This is a genomic window from Sphingopyxis sp. 113P3, assembly GCF_001278035.1.
Lineage (GTDB): Bacteria > Pseudomonadota > Alphaproteobacteria > Sphingomonadales > Sphingomonadaceae > Sphingopyxis.
In genome coordinates this window covers 3490081-3507994 of the sequence record NZ_CP009452.1, presented here as the reverse complement: position 1 = coordinate 3507994, position 17914 = coordinate 3490081, and the positions used below count along the sequence as shown (strand labels likewise).

The following is a 17914-nucleotide window of genomic DNA, read 5'->3' as shown; positions in this document are numbered from 1 at the left end:
GTGCTGCGCCCGGTGATCGTGCCCGTCGAACGGGGGGCGATCGTCGCCGGCCCGCCTGCCGCCGCGCCGACACCGGCCGCGCCGCGCGGGATGCAGTATTTCGCGGCGCATCTCGATGAAGCACCACGAACGCTCCGCCATGCGCGATCACGTTGGCATCGTAGGCGTAACGCTTGGCCGAAATGGCGTCGATCTCATCGGACACCGCTTCCAGCTTCTTCGCCACGTCCTCGGGCATTTCGTCATAGGACGAATAGCCTTCGGCAAGCTCGTCATGCTCGGTGGACAGGGCCTCAAGCCGGGCCTCGTCCTCGTCGGACAGGTCCACGGCCTGCGGATAGAAGCGCCGCATACCGTGAGCATGGGGATAGTCGATATGGGCCTCAACCCACTTCCACCCCTCGGCCTGCACCCCGTCCGCGATCTCGCGCAGCTTCTCGACGGCAAGCATGTCGAGCAAGCCCGCATCCTCGAAGAAACCGCCTCGATCCTCACTGAACAGGTCGCGGATGATGTTGCCGCCCGCCTCGATATAGGCATCGGCCCCGACGAACACCGCACGGCGATCATCGGCGGGCACGTTGTTGGCGGTCATGTCGCGCCGAATGATCCACGGCTCCCGGTTGTGATGCAGGTTCTCGAACACCTGCTCTTGCCGGGCGTGGTCTTCGGTGATGGCGAATGCCATAAGCTGATCCAAGGTCAGCCCGTCCTCGCGATAGACCTGCAACAGCTTCGGACTGACAGCGCCAAGGCGAAGCCGCTGCTTCACCACGCCGCCCGACACGCCGAACCGCGCGCCGATTTCCTCCGCGCCCCATCCGTTGCCGTCCGCAAGCTCGCGGAACCGCTCGAACTGATCGGCGGGGTGCATCGGGGTCCGGGTCACATTCTCGTCCAGACTGATCTCGGACGGGTCGTTCTCGGTGTCGAGACGGCAGCGAACCGGGTGGTTCTTCCTGATCTGCCTGCGCTTGGCGCGCAACAGATAGGCCAGCCTGCGACCTTCGCCAGCGGTGACGAAATAGGCGCCGGTCGGCTTCTCGTCCTTCATTTCCGGCTCGATCACAAGGTTCTGGATCAGACCCTTATGCTCGATGGAAGCGGCCAGCGCCTCGATGGCGGCCTCGCCATGCGGCACCTTGCGGGCGTTCTTGGGGGACTTCTTGAGCTTGTTCAGCGGCACGAAAATCTCGATGCCCGACACAGGCTCGGCAGCGGTGGTTTCGATTTGAACGGTCTTGGTCATCTTCCTACTCCTTGGGTTTCCGCGCAGCGGGAAGCGCCGCGCTGAAACCCTGCCCGTCGGCGAGACCGGGGGTGCAAACGGAGGGACGGCTTCGCGGGGAACCTGCTGCACGGAGCGCAGCGGAGGAAGCTGGGCGGAAGACGTTCCGAAGTGCGCCGGGGGCGGAGCCCCAAGCACCGCGCCGCTCGCGGCGCCACAAACGACGCACCCTTGCGGCGGACGGCCGGCGCGGCGGCGTGCGCGCGGGCCTGTGGGCCTGTGGGCCAGCCGTCGCCGTGCCCTCCGGCCAGAGCGAGAGTGCTGCGCTGGGGAAAATGACGCGCGACCCCTGCGCGGCGCCAGCCGCCAGAGTGCGCTCCCTAGATCCCCGCGCTCACTATCGGGGCGTTGCGGGGTGTCCCCGCTCGAAGGGGTCTGGCGAGACCCGCAGGGGCTTGTCAGCAGGGGAAGGCTTTCCCCCTCAAACCGTATAGGATGAGGACAACAACAGCATATTCCGCACGCTGGAAGCGCGTTAAGAAGACTATCGGCTGTGGCTAGGCGGTAAACTCATAAACTGAGTTGCGCGAGGCGGCAGTGATTGATTCAAGGCTCGGGAAAGGAGCCTTGCAGATGCGTCGTCGTTTTGAGCTGACCGATTTCGAGTGGTCGGTGATCGAGCCGCTGCTTCCCAACAAGCCACGCGGCGTACCGCGGGTGGATTATCGCCGGGTGATCAACGGGATATTGTGGCGGTTTCGCACCGGCAGCCCCTGGGCTGACATTCCCGAGCGCTATGGTCCGCACACCACCTGCTACAACCGCTTCGTCCGCTGGCGCAAAGCGGGTGTGTGGGATCGGCTTTTGGCGGCGGTCTCGCAGGCTTTCGACGGCGAACTGGTGATGATCGACAGTTCCTCCATCCGGGTCCATCAGCATGGTGCGACCCTAAAAAGGGGGACCCAAATCGCTGCATGGGACGTTCCCGCGGCGGCTTGACGAGCAAGATCCACGCTCTGGTCGATGGACGGGGTCTGCCGATCCAGCTGCACTTGTCCGAAGGGCAGGCGAGCGATTGCAGAGAGGCCGATCCGCTGCTCGGCGCCGTGCCGGAAGGCAGCACCTTCCTCGCCGACAAGGCCTATGACAGCGACGCCATTCGCGCGCAAATCACGGCACAAGGAGGCTTCGCCAACATCCCCGCCAAGCGAAACCGCAGACAGGGCTTCGCCTTCAGCCCATTCCTCTACCGATATCGCAACCTGATCGAACGCTTCTTCGGAAAACTCAAACACGCCAGAGGCTTGGCCACACGATACGACAAGCGTGCCGACAACTTCCTCGCTGCCATCAAGCTCTTCTCAGCACGCCTCTGGATCAACGCTTATGAGTCTACGGCCTAGCACTACTTTGGCAGAAATGTGATTTTTGGGATTCCCAAAAGGAGATTTCCCTGATTCATGGGGAGCCAGCTTTTATGGAGGCTGGCGATGTCAGAGGATTGGCGCAATGATCTTGAGGTTTGGCTGACGCCATTTTTGTCGGCGTTGCGGCACAAGGCGCGGAAGCGTGTGTGCCCGGCCTATATCGCGGGATTGATCGGCCCCGGTGACCGCAAGAGCGTGCAGCCGATGGCGGCTCGTGATGGTGAGTTTGGCTACGACCAACTGCATCATTTCGTCGCGGACGGGGTGTGGGATAGTGCGCCGCTCGAGGCTGTTCTTCTGAAGGAAGCCGATCGTCTGGTTGGAGACGAAGCGGGATATCTGGTCATTGACGATACTGCCTTGCCGAAGAAGGGCCGTCATTCGGTCGGCGTGGCTGCGCAATACGCCTCCTCCCTTGGCAAGACCTCGAACTGCCAATCCCTCGTTTCGGTGACGCTAGCGTCCGGGGAGGTTCCGGTGATGGTGGGCCTGCGGCTCTTTTTGCCTGAAAGCTGGACGGACGACGCCCCCCGCATGGAGCGCGCCCGTGTCCCCCAGGAGCGACAAGTCGCTCGCACAAAGCCGGAGATCGCTATCGAGGAGATCGATCGGGTCATTGCCTCGGGCACTCGGTTCGGCTGCGTTCTAGCCGACGCCGGCTACGGGGCGAGCGGCCCCTTCCGCCAGGCTCTGAGCGAGCGTGGTTTGCGGTGGGCGGTGGGCATGTCACGGCGTCAGAATGTCTATCCGGCAGACACCGGGCTGATCTTTCCCGAGGCAGCAACAGGCAGGCGCCGCAAATATCACGTCCCCGACCGCACCGCCGTTTCTGCCGAAAAGATGCTGGGAGAAGAAAAATGGAAGAAAATCAGCTGGCGACGCGGGACCAAAGGCAAGCTGACCTGTAAATTTGCGGCATGCCGCGTCCGGGTGGCCGATGGCCACAGGCACCGCATGAGTGACGGGCGGGTCCAGGCCATGCCCAGCGAGGAGGAAGTCTGGCTGGTGGGGGAACGGCGCGAAAGCGGAGAGCAAAAATACTATCTCTCGAACTTGCCAGCCGACACGCCGATCAAGGCGCTCGCCGGTGCCATCAAGGCGCGGTGGATCTGCGAGCAGGCGCATCAGCAGCTGAAGGAGGAACTCGGTCTCGACCACTTTGAGGGCCGATCATGGACCGGACTACACCGACACGCGCTGATGACGATGATCGCCTATGCCTTTCTTCAGTCCCGCCGTCTAAGCGCAGCGGGGCGGAAAAAAAAGAAACTCGGGACCGCCGCCGCAACCGACCATGCCTGCCGTCAGGCAGGCGATAATCAACCTCTTCGCAAGACCGCCACCGACGATCTGCCCTCACTGCAATAAACTGGTTACAGCGACCGATCCGAATAATCTGCCAAAGTAGTGCTAGAATTAAGTGCCCCGGCGGTATGCGAGGCAGGGACCACCGGGGGATACCGGCTCCATATGGATGATCGGGGAGGAAAAGCCAAGGATCACCGCTGCGCGCCTACGTTCATCTGCCAGGCGGTTCTACAGCGTCCCGTCTCCACCGGCGCTTTGCGAGCCCATGCTACCAGTTCGCTCAATATCGCGGCCTGAGCTGAACAAATTTCTCCCGGATATTCGGTGACTTGTTACACTATGAGAGCGCCGCACCGTTTGCGCGGTTGTCATGACGGCTCGGTGCCTATACCCGTCAGTTTGCAGGAAAGGAGGAGCGCTGATGTCAACCAAGCAGATCGTCGCGCTGCTCAATTCGCACGTTGCTGGGGACGAAGAGCAATTTCTGTCGATAGCGCTCCAGGTTGCGGCACAGCAAGCGCGCCAAGGCAATGCCGAAGAGGCGAACCAGTTGAAGCGCCTCGTCCAAAAGGCGCGCGAACGGCTTGGCAACGCGCCTACCGGCCAAGCGCCAATCCCTCTGGCGCGGCCGCGCGGCGAGTTGCAAGGGCTGGTCGAGAGCAGCTATCCGAAGACCAAGCTCGACAACATGGTGCTTGGCGAGGCCATTCGCTCGCGGTTGCAGCGCGTTGTCCGGCAGCAAAGCGAGCGGGCGACCTTGCGCGATCATGGGCAGGTTCCGGCGACGCACCTGCTGCTTGTCGGGCCTCCGGGCACGGGCAAGACCATGACGGCCTCGGCACTCGCGGGAGAGCTGCGCTTGCCGCTGTTCACGGCACGGCTGGACTCGTTGTTCAGCCGCTTCTTTGGGGAGACGGCCGGCAAGCTGCGCTTGCTGTTTGATCAGATTGCGCAGACCCGCGGCGTCTATTTGCTCGACGAGTTCGACGCGATCGGTTCGCGTCGTGGCGATCCCAATGACGTCGGCGAGATTCGACGGGTTCTTAACTCGGTGCTCTCCTTCATGGAGGAGCCTAACTCAACCGACAGTATCGTCATCGCGGCGACCAACCATGTCGAGATACTCGACAAGGCGCTGGCACGCAGGTTTGATGAAGTCATCGAATATCGGCTGCCCGATCCCGAGTCCGCGCGCGCGATCCTCTCACGCCGGCTGGGACGCTACCGCCTGACCGCCAAGGCTTGGGCGTCGATCGCTCCCATCACGGAAGGCTTGAGCCAGGGGGAGCTGGTGCGCGCGGCCGATGCCGTCGTGAAGGACGCTATCCTCGAAGGGGCGAAGTCGATCTCGGCCGACCATTTGCGCATCGCGCTCCAAGACCGCCAAATCTTTCGACAGAGCTTTGGACATTGAAGCGCCGGCATCGTCCGTCGGCGAGAAGAGACCGCGTGGGGAAGCGGTGGGAATGACTTGAGGGGGGTATGCCCGAAAATGAAGCCGGTGCGGCGCCACGCCAGCCGCATATCTCGATCACGCGATGGCGCGAGGCAGCGCAGTATGTCTATCCCCGACTTCGGCGCGAACGACGCGAGCGGCGTGAAGACTACCATGCCCATGCCGCAGCCCTGCTCGGACAGCTGGGGGAAGCTCTAGGCAACCTCCCGCCGCCCCAAGAGGACGTCCGCATCCCGGTCGACGGGCTGAAACGCGGCGTTCTCGTCGAGGTCGAGACGATGGTGCCGAGCGAGCGCGCCAAGGCCACGAAGATACCGGCGCTGGATTTCCCGGCGCAGGAGATCGTCGTCCTCCGTTCCGAGCGTAGCGAGGATCGCACAGAGCGGGCGGTAGTGTTCGTTCCCGATGACGCTCGCGCATTCCTGACCGGCCGGATCGCGGCCTATGGCTCCGAAGATCTCGGCAATCACGAGCGTCCCGACATCGACAAATTCGAGGTGATCGAGGCGATCCGCGCCGGTGCGGCGCGCACGCTCGTCGTCGGCACGCCGGACTTGGCATCGCCAGCGCCGCAGTGGTGGGAGCTTTGGCTGCGTCGCCCCGATGCGATCGTGGAGGCGGTGGTGGCGGCCGCGCAGCAGGCGGGGCTCGACGTGTATCCCGACCGGCTGCAATTTCCTGAAACCTCGGTCATATTCGTGCTCGGAACAGCCGAGGCGACCCTTGGGCTCGTCGGCCGCCTCAACGGCGCGATCAGCGAAGTGCGGCGCGCCAGCCAGAGCATCGAGCCGTTCCTTGACCAAGGCGACAAGAGCTTGGGGCAGCACGCGCTTGTGGCCGAATATTGCGGGCGGGTGACGCCTCCGCCAGCGGATGCGCCGGTGGTTTGCGTGATCGACACGGGCGTTGCGGCAGCGCACCCGCTGATCGCTCCCGCGCTGGCCGGTGCGTGGACTGTGAACGATGCCTGGGGCACCGACGATCACGCCGGCGCCGGCGGGCATGGAACGGGCATGGCGAGCCTTGTCCTGCATGGCGACCTGCTTGGGCCTATGAGCGACCAACGCCAGGTCGTGCTCGGCCATGCCGTCGAATCCGTGAAGTTCCTTCCGCCCGGCGGCTTTCCGGCGACCGAGCCGGCGCGCTATGGCATTATCACGCAAGCAGCCGTGGCCGTGGCCGAAATCGAACGGGCCAATATCCCGCGCAGCTTCTGCATCGCCACCTCCTCGCCCGATCTTTCTTCGGAGGCGCCATCAAGCTGGAGCGGCGCGGTCGATCAGATTTGCGCCGGCTCAATGCCGGGTGAGCAGCAGGCGGGGCTCGCCGCCAAGGATCACCCCAAGCGTCTCGTGCTGATCGCCACCGGCAATATGGACGGCGGGCTCAAGGCCGTGGTCGAGCAGCATCATGCACTCGAAGACCCCGCGCAGAGCTGGAATGCGCTCACTATCGGCGGATACACGGCGAAGGCTGACCAGGCGCAAGACGAACCCGAGTTGATTCCGCTGGTCGCGCCGAACGAGCGCAGCCCATTCAGCCGGGGATCGCAGACCCTTCCGGCTGACCTGACGCCGATCAAGCCCGACGTGCTGTTCGAGGCCGGCAACATGATGATGGACAATGCCCAGTTTTGCGGCTGGCACCCGGCGGTCTCGCTGCTCTCGGCAGGCAGGGATGTGGCTACGGAGCCGCTGGTGCCCTTCTGGGCGACCAGCGCCGCGACGGGCGTGGCCGGCAATTTCATTGGGCGACTCAAGGCCGATCTACCCGGCCGGTGGCCGGAAACCTACCGCGCTCTCACCGTCCATTCCGCCGAATGGCCTGGGCCAATTCGTAAGCTGCTGATCGGCACCGGCCGTAGCTGGAAGACGGGCAGCAAGGGCACGAAGCAGCAAATCCTACGCAGCATGGGCTTTGGCGTGCCCAACCTGGTTCGCGCGGCCGCGTCGGCGCGCAATGATGTGACCTTGCTCGCCGAGGCCGAGATTCAACCTTATGCCGCTTCAGCCGACGGGCGCTCGGCCGTATTCAACGAGGTGCATTTCTACGCCCTCCCTTGGCCGAAGGCAGCGCTAGAAGCGCTGGAAAACGCTTCGGTGATGATGAAGGTGACGCTCTCCTATTTCATCGAGCCCAACCTTTCAGGCCGGGCCAGCACCCGACCCGACACCTATCGCTCCTACGGCCTGCGCTTCGCCTTGAAGAAACGGCGCGAGACGGCCAATGATTTTCGGACACGATTGAGCAAGACCGAGGAGAAGGCGGAAAAGGCCGGTCAGGAGACCGACTATTGGTTGCTCGGGCCGCAGGCCGTTCAGGCTGGGTCGCTTCATTGCGACCTGTGGCGAGGTCCGGCAATCGACCTTGCCGCGCACGACCAGATCGCGATCTATCCGGTTGGCGGCTGGTGGAAATCGCACATCGGACAGAACCGCATGAACGACAAGGGCCGCTATGCGCTCGCGATCTCCATCTCGGCGCCGGATCAGGACGTCGACCTTTATGCCGAGATCGCGGCGGCGATCGAGGCGCGGATTGCCGCCGAAGTGGCGGTGGCAGCCGGGCCGGATCAAGGGTGATGAGCCTCGCTCGGAGCCAGGTCGATTTGCTGCACCTCGTGCTGAGCCCGTCGGGCCTCCAGCCAGTCCAGGCCAGCGCTCGTCAACTCCCAGCGCTTCGCTGCGTGATCGCCCGACCCAATGCAGCGAACCCATCCGCGCTTCTGTAAATCGGAAGCCGCGAGACCAACGGATCGGTAGAATTTGAACGGATTGCTGAGCTGATCCTGAATCTCGCGACTGGTAAGCGGGCCGGATTCGAGGAGCGCGAGGATTTCCGGCGTGCGCCCCTGGCCCGGCGATGAATAGTGCCTGGACGCAGCCTGCTGGGCGCGATCCGCAGCATCGCGTTCGACTGCACGGCGCGCTTTGTTGGGACTCATCGCCTTGCCGGCGAGCTTCGCGGCCGCGATTGCGGTCGTGCCTTGTTTGGTGAGCCGGTAGATCGGCGCGCGTCCCGGCATCGGCCTTTCCTGAACGATGTAACCCGACATCCGCAATCGCTGGAGATACTGACCCGCGCTTGGAGCCCGCTTTGACCGGACACCCGCTGCGGCGCTGATGTCGAGTGCGCGGGCTGGTCCGAGCGCATCGAGAGCGAGTAGGAGACGCACCTGTTCGGGTTTCAGCGCTGCGGAGACGTCGTTGCCTGGTAGGTGCTCACCTTCGAGATCATAGGCGCTGTGCGTCAATCCCTTCTGAGTGAGCCGGATAAGCTGGCGTTTGGGAGTCCCAGCCTTCTCGACAAGCCCCTTGGCGACAAGACGCTTGAGTGCGCTGTGGGTCGACTGGCCGAGCCGCTCGACGAGTGCTGCTCGGCGCGCGCCGCCGACTGGCGGAATGAGCCTCAACGTCGCCTTTTCGAGCGAGCCGATCTTAGGTTCGCGATCCACCAGGACGTCGAGCGTCCTTTTCCCGCTTTGTGCATAGACCCATTCGGAGGACTCACCGGGTGTAGGCAGACGGCGGATAAGGCCGGATTTCATCAGCTTCTTGAGAATCTGGTCCACCGCTTGACGGCTGACACCCTCTCGCTGGCGAAGTTCTGCGGCCGTGGCTGGCTTTGCTAGAGCATCATAAATGGTTTGTTGCCGCGTCCCGAGCTGTCCCCGAAAATAGGGTTCGCGTTGCTTCACCGCGATCTCCGCATCGAGCGGTCGGCTCCCATCTCGAAACAGGCCGTGACTGACGCGCACAAGGTGCCCGTCCATCAGCAGCAGTTCGAGCGCGGCGCGCGAATTGCGCACATGCTTGATGTCACGCCAGCGCACCACGCCGCGCTCCCGGACGATTTCAAGCATGGTGTGCGCCCCAGTCCCTGGATTGGGTTCCCATCGGGGCGGCCCGGAAAGTAATTTGTCGGACGTTACCGCACGCACGGCAACCCGCACTTCAGTGGCCCCAAAATGATGCCGTAGAACCTGCTCCAGCCGAGTTGCATCCACTACAGGACAGTCAAACTCCACATCGACTCGATATCCTTTCGACTTCCGCACAACTTCCCCCGGAGTGGCATCACCGCAATAGCCGCAATGGAGGCAAGCGTCACGTTATGCCAGCATCACAACGCTGACCGGCTGGCTGTTGCCGAGCGCAGCGGCGTGGATCATCAGCTATTCGACTTGGCCCGCGCTCTATCCGGCCGTGCTGATCCTCATGCTCAATGCGGCGAGCGGCAAACTCACGGTGCGCCAGTGGTCGTTCCGTTTCTGCCGGATTGAGCGCCCCGCCCGCGCGGGCGGGGCACATGAGCAGTCGCTAGGTGATGACGACGCCGGCCGCGATAGCCATGCGGGCGTATCGACTCAGCGGATACTTCGCCTCGAAATAGAGGTCGCGTTCGACCGGGAGCCCCAGCGGGCCGCGCAGCGCCTCGATCTCCGCAAGGCTGACCGTGCCCAGTTCGGGTTCGCCGAGGCCGGGATCGCAGAGGCCGTAAAGGATGTCGGGCTCCTGGGGATCGCACTCGCTGATGAGCCAGGTGGCGCCAGCGTCGGGTGTGAACAGCTTGACGACGGGCTTGGGATCGAACTCGGGATGCTCGATGCTCAAGCGGCCGTTGGCGATGAGCTGCGCGCGGATGGTGTCGGTGATGAGCTGCATGACTGTCTCCATTCGGGAAGCCCTCCGATCGAGGGCGTGGAGGCGTTCGACCGGCGCAAGCGAGCGGCGGGGTCAGGCCCTACTCGGTCTGGTGCGGGCCGGGCTTGACCCCGACGCGGCGCCGGTCAGGCGTCCGTAACTGCCTCGCCGGGGAGGCCGAATGGGAGCGTCGATCGGCTTGGTCCGAGGTGCGCGTGAAGCGGCGGCGACAACAGCCGCGAGGCTTCCTGGGTCCGAGCGCATGATCGCGGATAAGCGCGCTGTCTCCAGCTTCGGCCCGATTGTCTCCAGCCGGCGGAGCCATTGTCTCCAGCCACCGGGTCGCGTGGAAGGGGCGAAATGGCCGCGCGGGGGCGCAAAAGATCGGGCGCAACCTGCGCCAGCCAACGCCAGGGGCGGCCCATTCTTGGCGATTTTCTGGAGACATTATGGAGACAACGGGCTTTACAGAGGGCGCTGTCGGCTCTTCCTCGTGAACGGGGGATGAGGGAAATTGGGTTAGACTTGTCATAGGAAGGACAAGTCTGATGAAGAAGAAGGCTGATCAGGGAATCGACGGCATATTAGGGCTGTCGGATGTTGAGATTGTCCGTGTCGAGCGGCGACGCGACATTCGTGTGTGGGCGCGGCCAACGAAGCGGCCTGTTTGCCTTTATTGCGGCCACGGGGGGCTGCGGATCAAGGCGACTTATGAGCGCGAGCTCAAGCACACGCGTCAAGGCAACCAGATCCTGATCGTGCACCTTGCGGTGCCCAAATATCATTGTGCCGGTTGCGGCCGCTATTTCCGTCATCGCTTTTCGGGCATCCGTCCGCGCTATCGCGCGACGGAGACGTACCGTCTTGAGGTCTTCGACGGTCACCACGGAGGCATCAGCCAAAGCCAGTTGACGAGCACCCATGCGATCGGCAGTGCAACCATCGAGCGCTGGTATCATCATTTCATCGAACAGCGCGTCTCGGAGCTGTCCGGTCGGCCCTGCCCGCAGGTCCTGGGGATCGACGAGCATTTTTTCTCGCGCAAGAGAGGCTATGCGACGACATTTGTCGATCTGAAGAATCACAAGGTCTACGATGTCGTCCCGGGACGCTCGGAAGACAGTTTACGAAGCTATTTGCGAAGGTTGCCAGGGCGCGACAAGGTCAAGGTCATCGTGATGGACCTGTCGGAAACCTATCGCGCAATCGCCCGCAAATATTTTCCGAACGCGAAGATCGTCGCCGATCGCTTCCATGTCATTCGGCTGCTCAACCAGCATTTCCTCGAAGGATGGAAGCGCTTCGATCCCGAGGGCCGAAAGAATCGCGGGCTGCTCAGTTTGATGCGGCGCCATCGATGGAAGCTAAGCGAAGAACAGCGCAAAAGGCTGGCCGTCTACCTGAAAGCCAATCCGGTGCTCGAAGCCCTCTACACTGCCAAGCAGGACATGGCCCTCCTGCTGACGCAAAAATCCCTCAATGCCAAAAAGGCCAGCCAGCTTATCCCCGACCTGCTCAGGATGATCGATCAGTTCGCCGCCAGCCCCCTCAAGTCCCTCGCCGATACCCTGACCAGCTGGCTCGAGCCCGTCGCCCGCATGTGGCGCTTTTCCAGGAACAATGGAATCACCGAGGGCTTTCGGCTCTTCCTCGTGAACGGGGGATGAGGGAAATTGGGTTAGACTTGTCATAGGAAGGACAAGTCTGATGAAGAAGAAGGCTGATCAGGGAATCGACGGCATATTAGGGCTGTCGGATGTTGAGATTGTCCGTGTCGAGCGGCGACGCGACATTCGTGTGTGGGCGCGGCCAACGAAGCGGCCTGTTTGCCTTTATTGCGGCCACGGGGGGCTGCGGATCAAGGCGACTTATGAGCGCGATCTCAAGCACACGCGTCAAGGCAACCAGATCCTGATCGTGCACCTTGCGGTGCCCAAATATCATTGTGCCGGTTGCGGCCGCTATTTCCGTCATCGCTTTTCGGGCATCCGTCCGCGCTATCGCGCGACGGAGACGTACCGTCTTGAGGTCTTCGACGGTCACCACGGAGGCATCAGCCAAAGCCAGTTGACGAGCACCCATGCGATCGGCAGTGCAACCATCGAGCGCTGGTATCATCATTTCATCGAACAGCGCGTCTCGGAGCTGTCCGGTCGGCCCTGCCCGCAGGTCCTGGGGATCGACGAGCATTTTTTCTCGCGCAAGAGAGGCTATGCGACGACATTTGTCGATCTGAAGAATCACAAGGTCCACGATGTCGTCCCGGGACGCTCGGAAGACAGTTTACGAAGCTATTTGCGAAGGTTGCCAGGGCGCGACAAGGTCAAGGTCATCGTGATGGACCTGTCGGAAACCTATCGCGCAATCGCCCGCAAATATTTTCCGAACGCGAAGATCGTCGCCGATCGCTTCCATGTCATTCGGCTGCTCAACCAGCATTTCCTCGAAGGATGGAAGCGCTTCGATCCCGAGGGCCGAAAGAATCGCGGGCTGCTCAGTTTGATGCGGCGCCATCGATGGAAGCTAAGCGAAGAACAGCGCAAAAGGCTGGCCGTCTACCTGAAAGCCAATCCGGTGCTCGAAGCCCTCTACACTGCCAAGCAGGACATGGCCCTCCTGCTGACGCAAAAATCCCTCAATGCCAAAAAGGCCAGCCAGCTTATCCCCGACCTGCTCAGGCTGATCGATCAGTTCGCCGCCAGCCCCCTCAAGTCCCTCGCCGATACCCTGACCAGCTGGCTCGAGCCCGTCGCCCGCATGTGGCGCTTTTCCAGGAACAATGGAATCACCGAGGGCTTTCACACAAAGATGGAGATGATCTCGCGCCGCGCGTTCGGCTTCCGCAACTTTCACAACTACCGCTTGCGCGTGCTCGCTCTTTGCGGTTGGAATGGCGTCATCAATCGGGTCTGATCCACCCTCATCCCCCGTTCACGGGGAAGAGCCAGAGCCCAAGCCGAAAACTGGAGCGGGCGAAGGGATTCGAACCCTCGACCCCAACCTTGGCAAGGCCATGCCCAAGGGCCCCGACGAGTTCCATGCGGAAACTTTGTGAGAAGCCAAGTGCTTGCTCATGCTGCATTTTAGAGGCACTAGTCGTTCCAGCCGGTTCCGGGGAAACCTGTCCAATTCTGCTCCCCCGATGCTCCCCCGGCTAGGAGACGACTATGGCACGAGGGGTCAAAAAGGCATTCACCGAGGAGGGCGTGGCGCGGCTGTCTGCACCGCGCGGCGGCCGTCGCGAGATTGGTGACGCGGTCCAGCGTGGGCTCGTACTCCGCATCGGCGAGACGGGCGTGAAGTCGTGGTCGGTCATCTACAAGGTGCCAGGGGAGCGCGGGGTGAGCCCGACCGGCCGCCCGCTCAAGGGTAGCCAGAAACGCATCACCATTGGGCAGTACCCGGCGATTGGCGTGGCAGCGGCGCGCGAGGAAGCCGGGCGCATCATCCGGCAGGCGCTGGAAGGCAAGGACCCGCGCCCGGAGCGCCGGGAGGCCAACCTGCTGCGCCACACCAACAGCGTCGAAGCCGTGTCGAAGCGCATGGTGGAGCTGGCGAAGAAGCAGGTGGAGACGTGGCCCCGGATGGAGCAGGTGCTGCGCGATTACGTCTGGCCCACCTTGGGCAACCGTCCGATCGCTGACGTGAGCCAGGCCGACATTCACAAGCTGCTGGACGACCTTGTTGCGACCGACCGCCACGGCACTGCGCGCGAGGTCCGCAAGATGATGTCCCGGCTGATGAATTACGCGGCCGAAAAGTCGCTCGTCGCCGCCTCTCCCATGGCGGGCATGAAGCGCCGCGACCTGACATTGCAGGTGAGTGAGCGGGCCCTGACCGACGAGGAGCTGCGCGCCGTATGGGCGGCCGCCGACGAGATGGCCTATCCCTTCGGGCGGCTGTTCCAGCTCCTCATCCTCACCGGACAGCGCAAGAGCGATTGGGGCGATGCCCAGCGGCGCGAGCTCGACGCGACAGAGCGGTGGCTGGCTATCCCAATGGAGCGGTTCAAGAGCCGTCGCGGCCATATCGTCCCCCTCACCGGGCCCGCGTGGGACTTCGCCGCTGGCCTGCCGACCTGGGTGAGCGACGATGACGACGATGCCACGCCCGATGGCGAGCTGTTCCTGTTCTCGACCACGGCGGGCAAGCGGCCGGTGTCGGGCTGGTCGAAGGCGAAGACCCGGCTGGATGAGCTCGCCTTGAAGCACCTGCGGAAGGCCCGGAAGGACCCCGAGGCGACGTTACCCCCGTTCGTCGTCCACGACTTCCGGCGCACCTGCGAAACCCGGCTGGCGCGGCTGGGCTTCAATCAGGAAGTGCGCGACGCGGTGCTGGGCCACGCCAAGCCGGGATTGCAACGCACCTACAACAAGCATGATTATCTGGACGAGAAGCGGGCGGCGCTCGAAGCCTACGGGGCGCACATCATGGGCGTGTTGAAATGAGCGACGAGCCACAGCCCGAGCCGATGTATCAGCCGGAAGCATTCCGGCCGCTGGCAGCGCACATCGTGGAGGCGGCGCGGCAGCCGGTCCTTGGCGGCAAGAGCCCCCGGCCGGGCATTGACCTGGGCCCGCACCTCGACGCCTTGGCCGCGCTCATGGCGGACGTGGCCGAGTGGTATGAAGTAGCCCGCGACGACTGGGAGGCCCGCAACGTCGCGCCGCCCAACCGCGACTTGGAGCGCAATCTCGACCCCGACGAGCCCGAGCCCGGCTTCGACTATGGCGATGCCGAGCCGACCGATTGGGCGGCCTTCTTCGATGCCTTCTATGGCCGCGCGGACGGCAATCCCGGCCGGAACCGGCAGACCCATCAACGCACGGACACAAAGCCCTGGCTGCCGCAACCGCCGCCCGTCCCTCCGCTCTATCCCGTCGTGGTCGCGCTCGAACGGTGGTGGAAAGCCAAGGTCGGGGACAAGCATGGACAACGGTTCAGCCCCCGCTTCGGGCGCGACTTCTTCGACAAGGACCGGCCCTACGACCTGCGCTACAGCAATCCACCCGCCCGGTTGCTCTGGCTGATCGCTGAACGGCTGGACCTGCATTACACGCCTGAGAACCTGAGCGACTTGCACAAGCAAGTGCTGCGGCACCGGGCGAATGCAGCGCGCAAGAGTTAGCCCCCAACTCCGTCTCTCGCGACTGGCCATGATGCCCACCAGTACCAAGCTGGAGGGCTGCGATGGCCGAGCGATTCATGACAATGGAGCAGGTGCGGGGCCGCGTGGCCCTGTCCAAGACTGAGATATACCGCAAGATCAAGGCCGGGGCGTTTCCCAAGCCGGTCCCCCTGGGCACGCAGAAGGTCGCCTTCGTGGAGAGCGAGGTGACCGCGTGGATGGACGACCGGCTTCGCGCCCGTGCCGAGGGCGAGGGAGCGGAACGGCGGTCGCAGCAGGGGCGGGACGCGGTGAGCGCCCGGCCGGATCGGGCAAATGGATAGGCCCGCGCCACAGCGACATGACGCGGGCCAGCTCCACCGGGTCCCGTTGTCTATATCGCCCAGCGAACCACCCGCCGCTCTCATCAAGTTCGTCGCCGCCGTGCGCGCCATCAGCGCGCCCACCTGGGCAGCACTGGACGACATCAAGCGGCAGGGGCTCAAGCGAACGGACGTGAACGGCATGCTCGCCACCGCCGCCCGGCACCGGGCAGGTTGGCGGCCAGTCCTTGCCGCGTTCGGTTGGCTCCCGACTGCCGACGGCCGGGGCTTGGTCAATCCGCTCATGGGCCCGCCTAGGCTGTCCCCGCCCGCGCCCCTCGACCCAGAATGCAGCGCCGCCCTCCACCTATGCCGCCTCTCCTCGTGACCAGCTCCCCCACGAACGGAAACCGATATGCCCGCTTCATCTCCCGCCGCTGAGGCGGCCCCGGCCCCTGCGCTCACCTGGCTGGCCGACCTGCACCCCGCCGTGCAGTCCCGCATCTGCCACGGCTCGAACGAGCCCGACGCGCTCATACCCTACATCGCGCACCTGTCCGGTGAGGAGCTGCGACCGATCCTCACCGACCGCGCCTTCCCCGGCCTGTGCGTTACCCTTGAGCCCGGAGAGGCCCGCGACCGGGAGGTGACGCGCCTTGTCCGGCTGGCTGCCTGGCATCGAGAGACGTGGGCCCACGGCGCGATGCCCGAAGAGCTGAACGACCACGCCTTCGTCCGCCACTACGGCAACAAGCCGGTGGTGGTGCATTGGTCGGCGGGCGGGGAGCTCGTTCACCAGGCCATAGGCGACTTCAAGAATTCGCATATCGACCGCTTCATGCCCGCCGTGGACCCGAAGACGGGGCAGCTCGTCCGCGCCCCGCTCGCCACCGCCTGGCTGACCCACCCGAACACCCCGCGCTATGACCGAGTGGAGTTCCTGCCCGGCGACACCGACCCGCCGCCCGGAGTGCTCAACCTCTGGCGCGGCTGGCCCTGCCGCGATGACGTGACCGACGACAGTGAGGGCGAGCCCGTGTGGTGCCAGCGGTTCCTCGCGCACATGCGGGAGAACGTGTGCGGGGGCGACCACGAAACGTACTGGTACCTGCTCGGCTGGATGGCCGATGCTCTGCAAAACCCGCACCGCACTTCCGAGGTGGCCGTTGTGCTCCGGGGGCCGCAAGGCTCTGGCAAGACGCTCTGGGCCAAGCTGTTTATGGAGCTGTTCGCCCCGCACACGCTAACCCTCGACAAGCCCGACCACCTGACCGGCAGCTTCAACAAACACCTGCAGGACAAGAGCATCATCTTCGCGGATGAGGCCTTCTTTGCCGGCAACCGGCAGCATGCCGCCACGCTCAAGACACTCATCACTGGCGATGAGATATTCGTGCATCCCAAGGGCGTGGACGGCTTCATGGCGAAGAAGCTCTTTCGCCTCATCATCGCCAGCAACGACGAGCACGTGATCCGGGCCGAGGGCGACGACCGGCGCTACCTTGTGCTGACCGTGGACGCAGGGGAGCACAACCAGAGCGCCGCCTACTTCGGGGCCATCGTGGACGAGTGGCGCGAAGGCGGCCGAGCCGCGCTGTTCCAGTGGCTGCGCGGTGCCTATTGGCGCAAGATGCTGGAAAGCGGCGCGTGGGACGTGCGGGACCGGCCGAAGACGGCCGCGCTGCAAGCACAGAAGGATATGAGCCTGTCTCCCGCCACGCGGTTGGTGCACAACATGTTGCGCGATGGCGAGGTGCCGGGCCTGTACGGGGCCGACGAGAAGCGCGGCTTCGTGTTCGTCGCCACGCGGGCATTGCAGGAGGCAGGCCGCCTTGGTGAGGAGCACGAGCGCGGGCTGGGCGAGGCCCTATGTGTGCTTGCCGGTGCAGGGGCGTCGAGCGTCCGTGCCTACCTGGGCGAAGGCCATGCCCGCCGCCAGTGGCGCGGTTACTGGCTTCCGCCGCTGGACGAATGCCGCCGCCGCTGGGAGGCGCACCTGGGGCGCAAGGTGGAATGGCCTGCTGGCATCACGACCTGGGGCTTCGAGGGCCAGCCGCCCGAGCCGGACGACGACTTGCCGTTCTGAGGCGGAAGGCGCTGCTACCCGGCTCACGTGAGGCGGGTCGAGGCGGGGCCCGCCTTACGAAATCGCCCATGTATACTGAGGGTTAGGCAGGTTTAAGTCGGGGAGGCGGGTAAACCGGGGGGAGCCCAGTGGGGAGCGCTTCTAGCGACGGCTGCCGCTGCCAGCAAACCTAGTTCTTACCCGACTTACCGACTTACCCGACTTAGAGAATAAGAATTACTAGGGAGTAGTGAGGCTTAGGGTAAGTCGGGTTGGCAAGTCGGCTCTGAGCCGGGTCGAGGCTGGCGACTTAGAGAGAGGCCCCGCCCCCTGGGCTCTGGGCTAACGCAACCACCT

12 protein-coding genes and 1 pseudogene are annotated in these 17914 nt (G+C 64.0%); 10 read left to right on the top strand and 3 right to left on the bottom strand.

The features are described 5' to 3' along the window. Positions 1-73: 73 nt before the first annotated feature. Positions 74-1249, bottom strand: a pseudogene (locus LH20_RS16910) (ParB/RepB/Spo0J family partition protein); the annotation flags it as partial. 612 nt (positions 1250-1861) lie between these two features. Between LH20_RS16910 and LH20_RS23050 the strand changes: the two are divergent. From LH20_RS23050 to LH20_RS16885, 4 genes are all read left to right on the top strand, one after another. Then, positions 1862-2631 (top strand): IS5 family transposase gene (locus tag LH20_RS23050; protein WP_144423601.1). Its coding sequence is split into 2 segments (ribosomal slippage): positions 1862-2177 and positions 2177-2631, totalling 771 coding nucleotides; the frame shifts between segments, so codons are not numbered across the junction. 87 nt (positions 2632-2718) lie between these two features. After that, positions 2719-4023 carry an IS701 family transposase gene (locus tag LH20_RS16895; RefSeq protein ID WP_053552719.1) on the top strand — a complete coding sequence of 435 codons (1305 nt, stop codon included), beginning with the start codon at positions 2719-2721 and terminating at the stop codon, positions 4021-4023. 361 nt (positions 4024-4384) lie between these two features. Continuing rightward, positions 4385-5377, top strand: a complete 993-nt coding sequence (locus LH20_RS16890) for an AAA family ATPase (RefSeq protein ID WP_012049856.1) — start codon at positions 4385-4387, stop codon at positions 5375-5377. A gap of 68 nt (positions 5378-5445) precedes the next feature. After that, positions 5446-8001, top strand: coding sequence for a S8 family peptidase (locus tag LH20_RS16885; RefSeq protein WP_012049855.1), 2556 nt, complete (start codon positions 5446-5448; stop codon positions 7999-8001). Here LH20_RS16885 and LH20_RS16880 read toward each other — a convergent pair. Together LH20_RS16880 and LH20_RS16875 are read right to left on the bottom strand one after the other, a co-directional pair. Next, positions 7992-9281 carry a hypothetical protein gene (locus LH20_RS16880; protein ID WP_016745823.1) on the bottom strand — a complete coding sequence of 430 codons (1290 nt, stop codon included), beginning with the start codon at positions 9279-9281 and terminating at the stop codon, positions 7992-7994. The genes LH20_RS16885 and LH20_RS16880 overlap by 10 nt on opposite strands. A gap of 457 nt (positions 9282-9738) precedes the next feature. Continuing rightward, a complete protein-coding gene (locus LH20_RS16875; protein ID WP_016745822.1) occupies positions 9739-10083 on the bottom strand; it encodes a DUF2958 domain-containing protein in 345 nt (114 codons plus the stop codon). A gap of 527 nt (positions 10084-10610) precedes the next feature. Between LH20_RS16875 and LH20_RS16870 the strand changes: the two genes are divergently transcribed. From LH20_RS16870 to LH20_RS16840, 6 genes are all read left to right on the top strand, one after another. Then, entirely contained in the window at positions 10611-11729 is a 1119-nt protein-coding gene (locus LH20_RS16870; protein ID WP_083455468.1) for an ISL3 family transposase, read from the top strand. A gap of 40 nt (positions 11730-11769) precedes the next feature. Beyond that, complete coding sequence (locus LH20_RS16865; RefSeq protein WP_083455467.1) at positions 11770-12975, top strand: ISL3 family transposase; 1206 nt, start codon at positions 11770-11772, stop codon at positions 12973-12975. Positions 12976-13229: 254 nt separating this feature from the next. Further along, positions 13230-14510 carry a tyrosine-type recombinase/integrase gene (locus LH20_RS16860; RefSeq protein ID WP_053555235.1) on the top strand — a complete coding sequence of 427 codons (1281 nt, stop codon included), beginning with the start codon at positions 13230-13232 and terminating at the stop codon, positions 14508-14510. After that, positions 14507-15190: a hypothetical protein gene (locus LH20_RS16855; protein ID WP_053555234.1), complete on the top strand. Its 684-nt coding sequence runs from the start codon at positions 14507-14509 to the stop codon at positions 15188-15190. Before LH20_RS16860 ends, LH20_RS16855 begins: the two co-directional genes overlap by 4 nt. A 62-nt stretch (positions 15191-15252) precedes the next feature. Beyond that, positions 15253-15513 carry a helix-turn-helix transcriptional regulator gene (locus LH20_RS16850; protein ID WP_083455466.1) on the top strand — a complete coding sequence of 87 codons (261 nt, stop codon included), beginning with the start codon at positions 15253-15255 and terminating at the stop codon, positions 15511-15513. Between the two features lie 394 nt (positions 15514-15907). Then, on the top strand, positions 15908-17578 hold the full coding sequence (locus LH20_RS16840; protein WP_053555232.1) for a DUF5906 domain-containing protein: 1671 nt from the start codon (positions 15908-15910) through the stop codon (positions 17576-17578). The last annotated feature ends 336 nt before the right edge of the window (positions 17579-17914 follow it).

Excerpts from the sequence above, each read along its gene's own strand:
- LH20_RS16895 (WP_053552719.1), top strand. The coding sequence starts at position 2,719 with ATGTCAGAGGATTGGCGCAATGATCTTGAGGTTTGGCTGACGCCATTT.
- LH20_RS16890 (WP_012049856.1), top strand. The coding sequence starts at position 4,385 with ATGTCAACCAAGCAGATCGTCGCGCTGCTCAATTCGCACGTTGCTGGG.
- LH20_RS16885 (WP_012049855.1), top strand. The coding sequence starts at position 5,446 with ATGCCCGAAAATGAAGCCGGTGCGGCGCCACGCCAGCCGCATATCTCG.
- LH20_RS16880 (WP_016745823.1), bottom strand. The coding sequence starts at position 9,281 with ATGCTTGAAATCGTCCGGGAGCGCGGCGTGGTGCGCTGGCGTGACATC.
- LH20_RS16875 (WP_016745822.1), bottom strand. The coding sequence starts at position 10,083 with ATGCAGCTCATCACCGACACCATCCGCGCGCAGCTCATCGCCAACGGC.
- LH20_RS16870 (WP_083455468.1), top strand. The coding sequence starts at position 10,611 with ATGAAGAAGAAGGCTGATCAGGGAATCGACGGCATATTAGGGCTGTCG.
- LH20_RS16865 (WP_083455467.1), top strand. The coding sequence starts at position 11,770 with ATGAAGAAGAAGGCTGATCAGGGAATCGACGGCATATTAGGGCTGTCG.
- LH20_RS16860 (WP_053555235.1), top strand. The coding sequence starts at position 13,230 with ATGGCACGAGGGGTCAAAAAGGCATTCACCGAGGAGGGCGTGGCGCGG.
- LH20_RS16855 (WP_053555234.1), top strand. The coding sequence starts at position 14,507 with ATGAGCGACGAGCCACAGCCCGAGCCGATGTATCAGCCGGAAGCATTC.
- LH20_RS16850 (WP_083455466.1), top strand. The coding sequence starts at position 15,253 with ATGGCCGAGCGATTCATGACAATGGAGCAGGTGCGGGGCCGCGTGGCC.
- LH20_RS16840 (WP_053555232.1), top strand. The coding sequence starts at position 15,908 with ATGCCCGCTTCATCTCCCGCCGCTGAGGCGGCCCCGGCCCCTGCGCTC.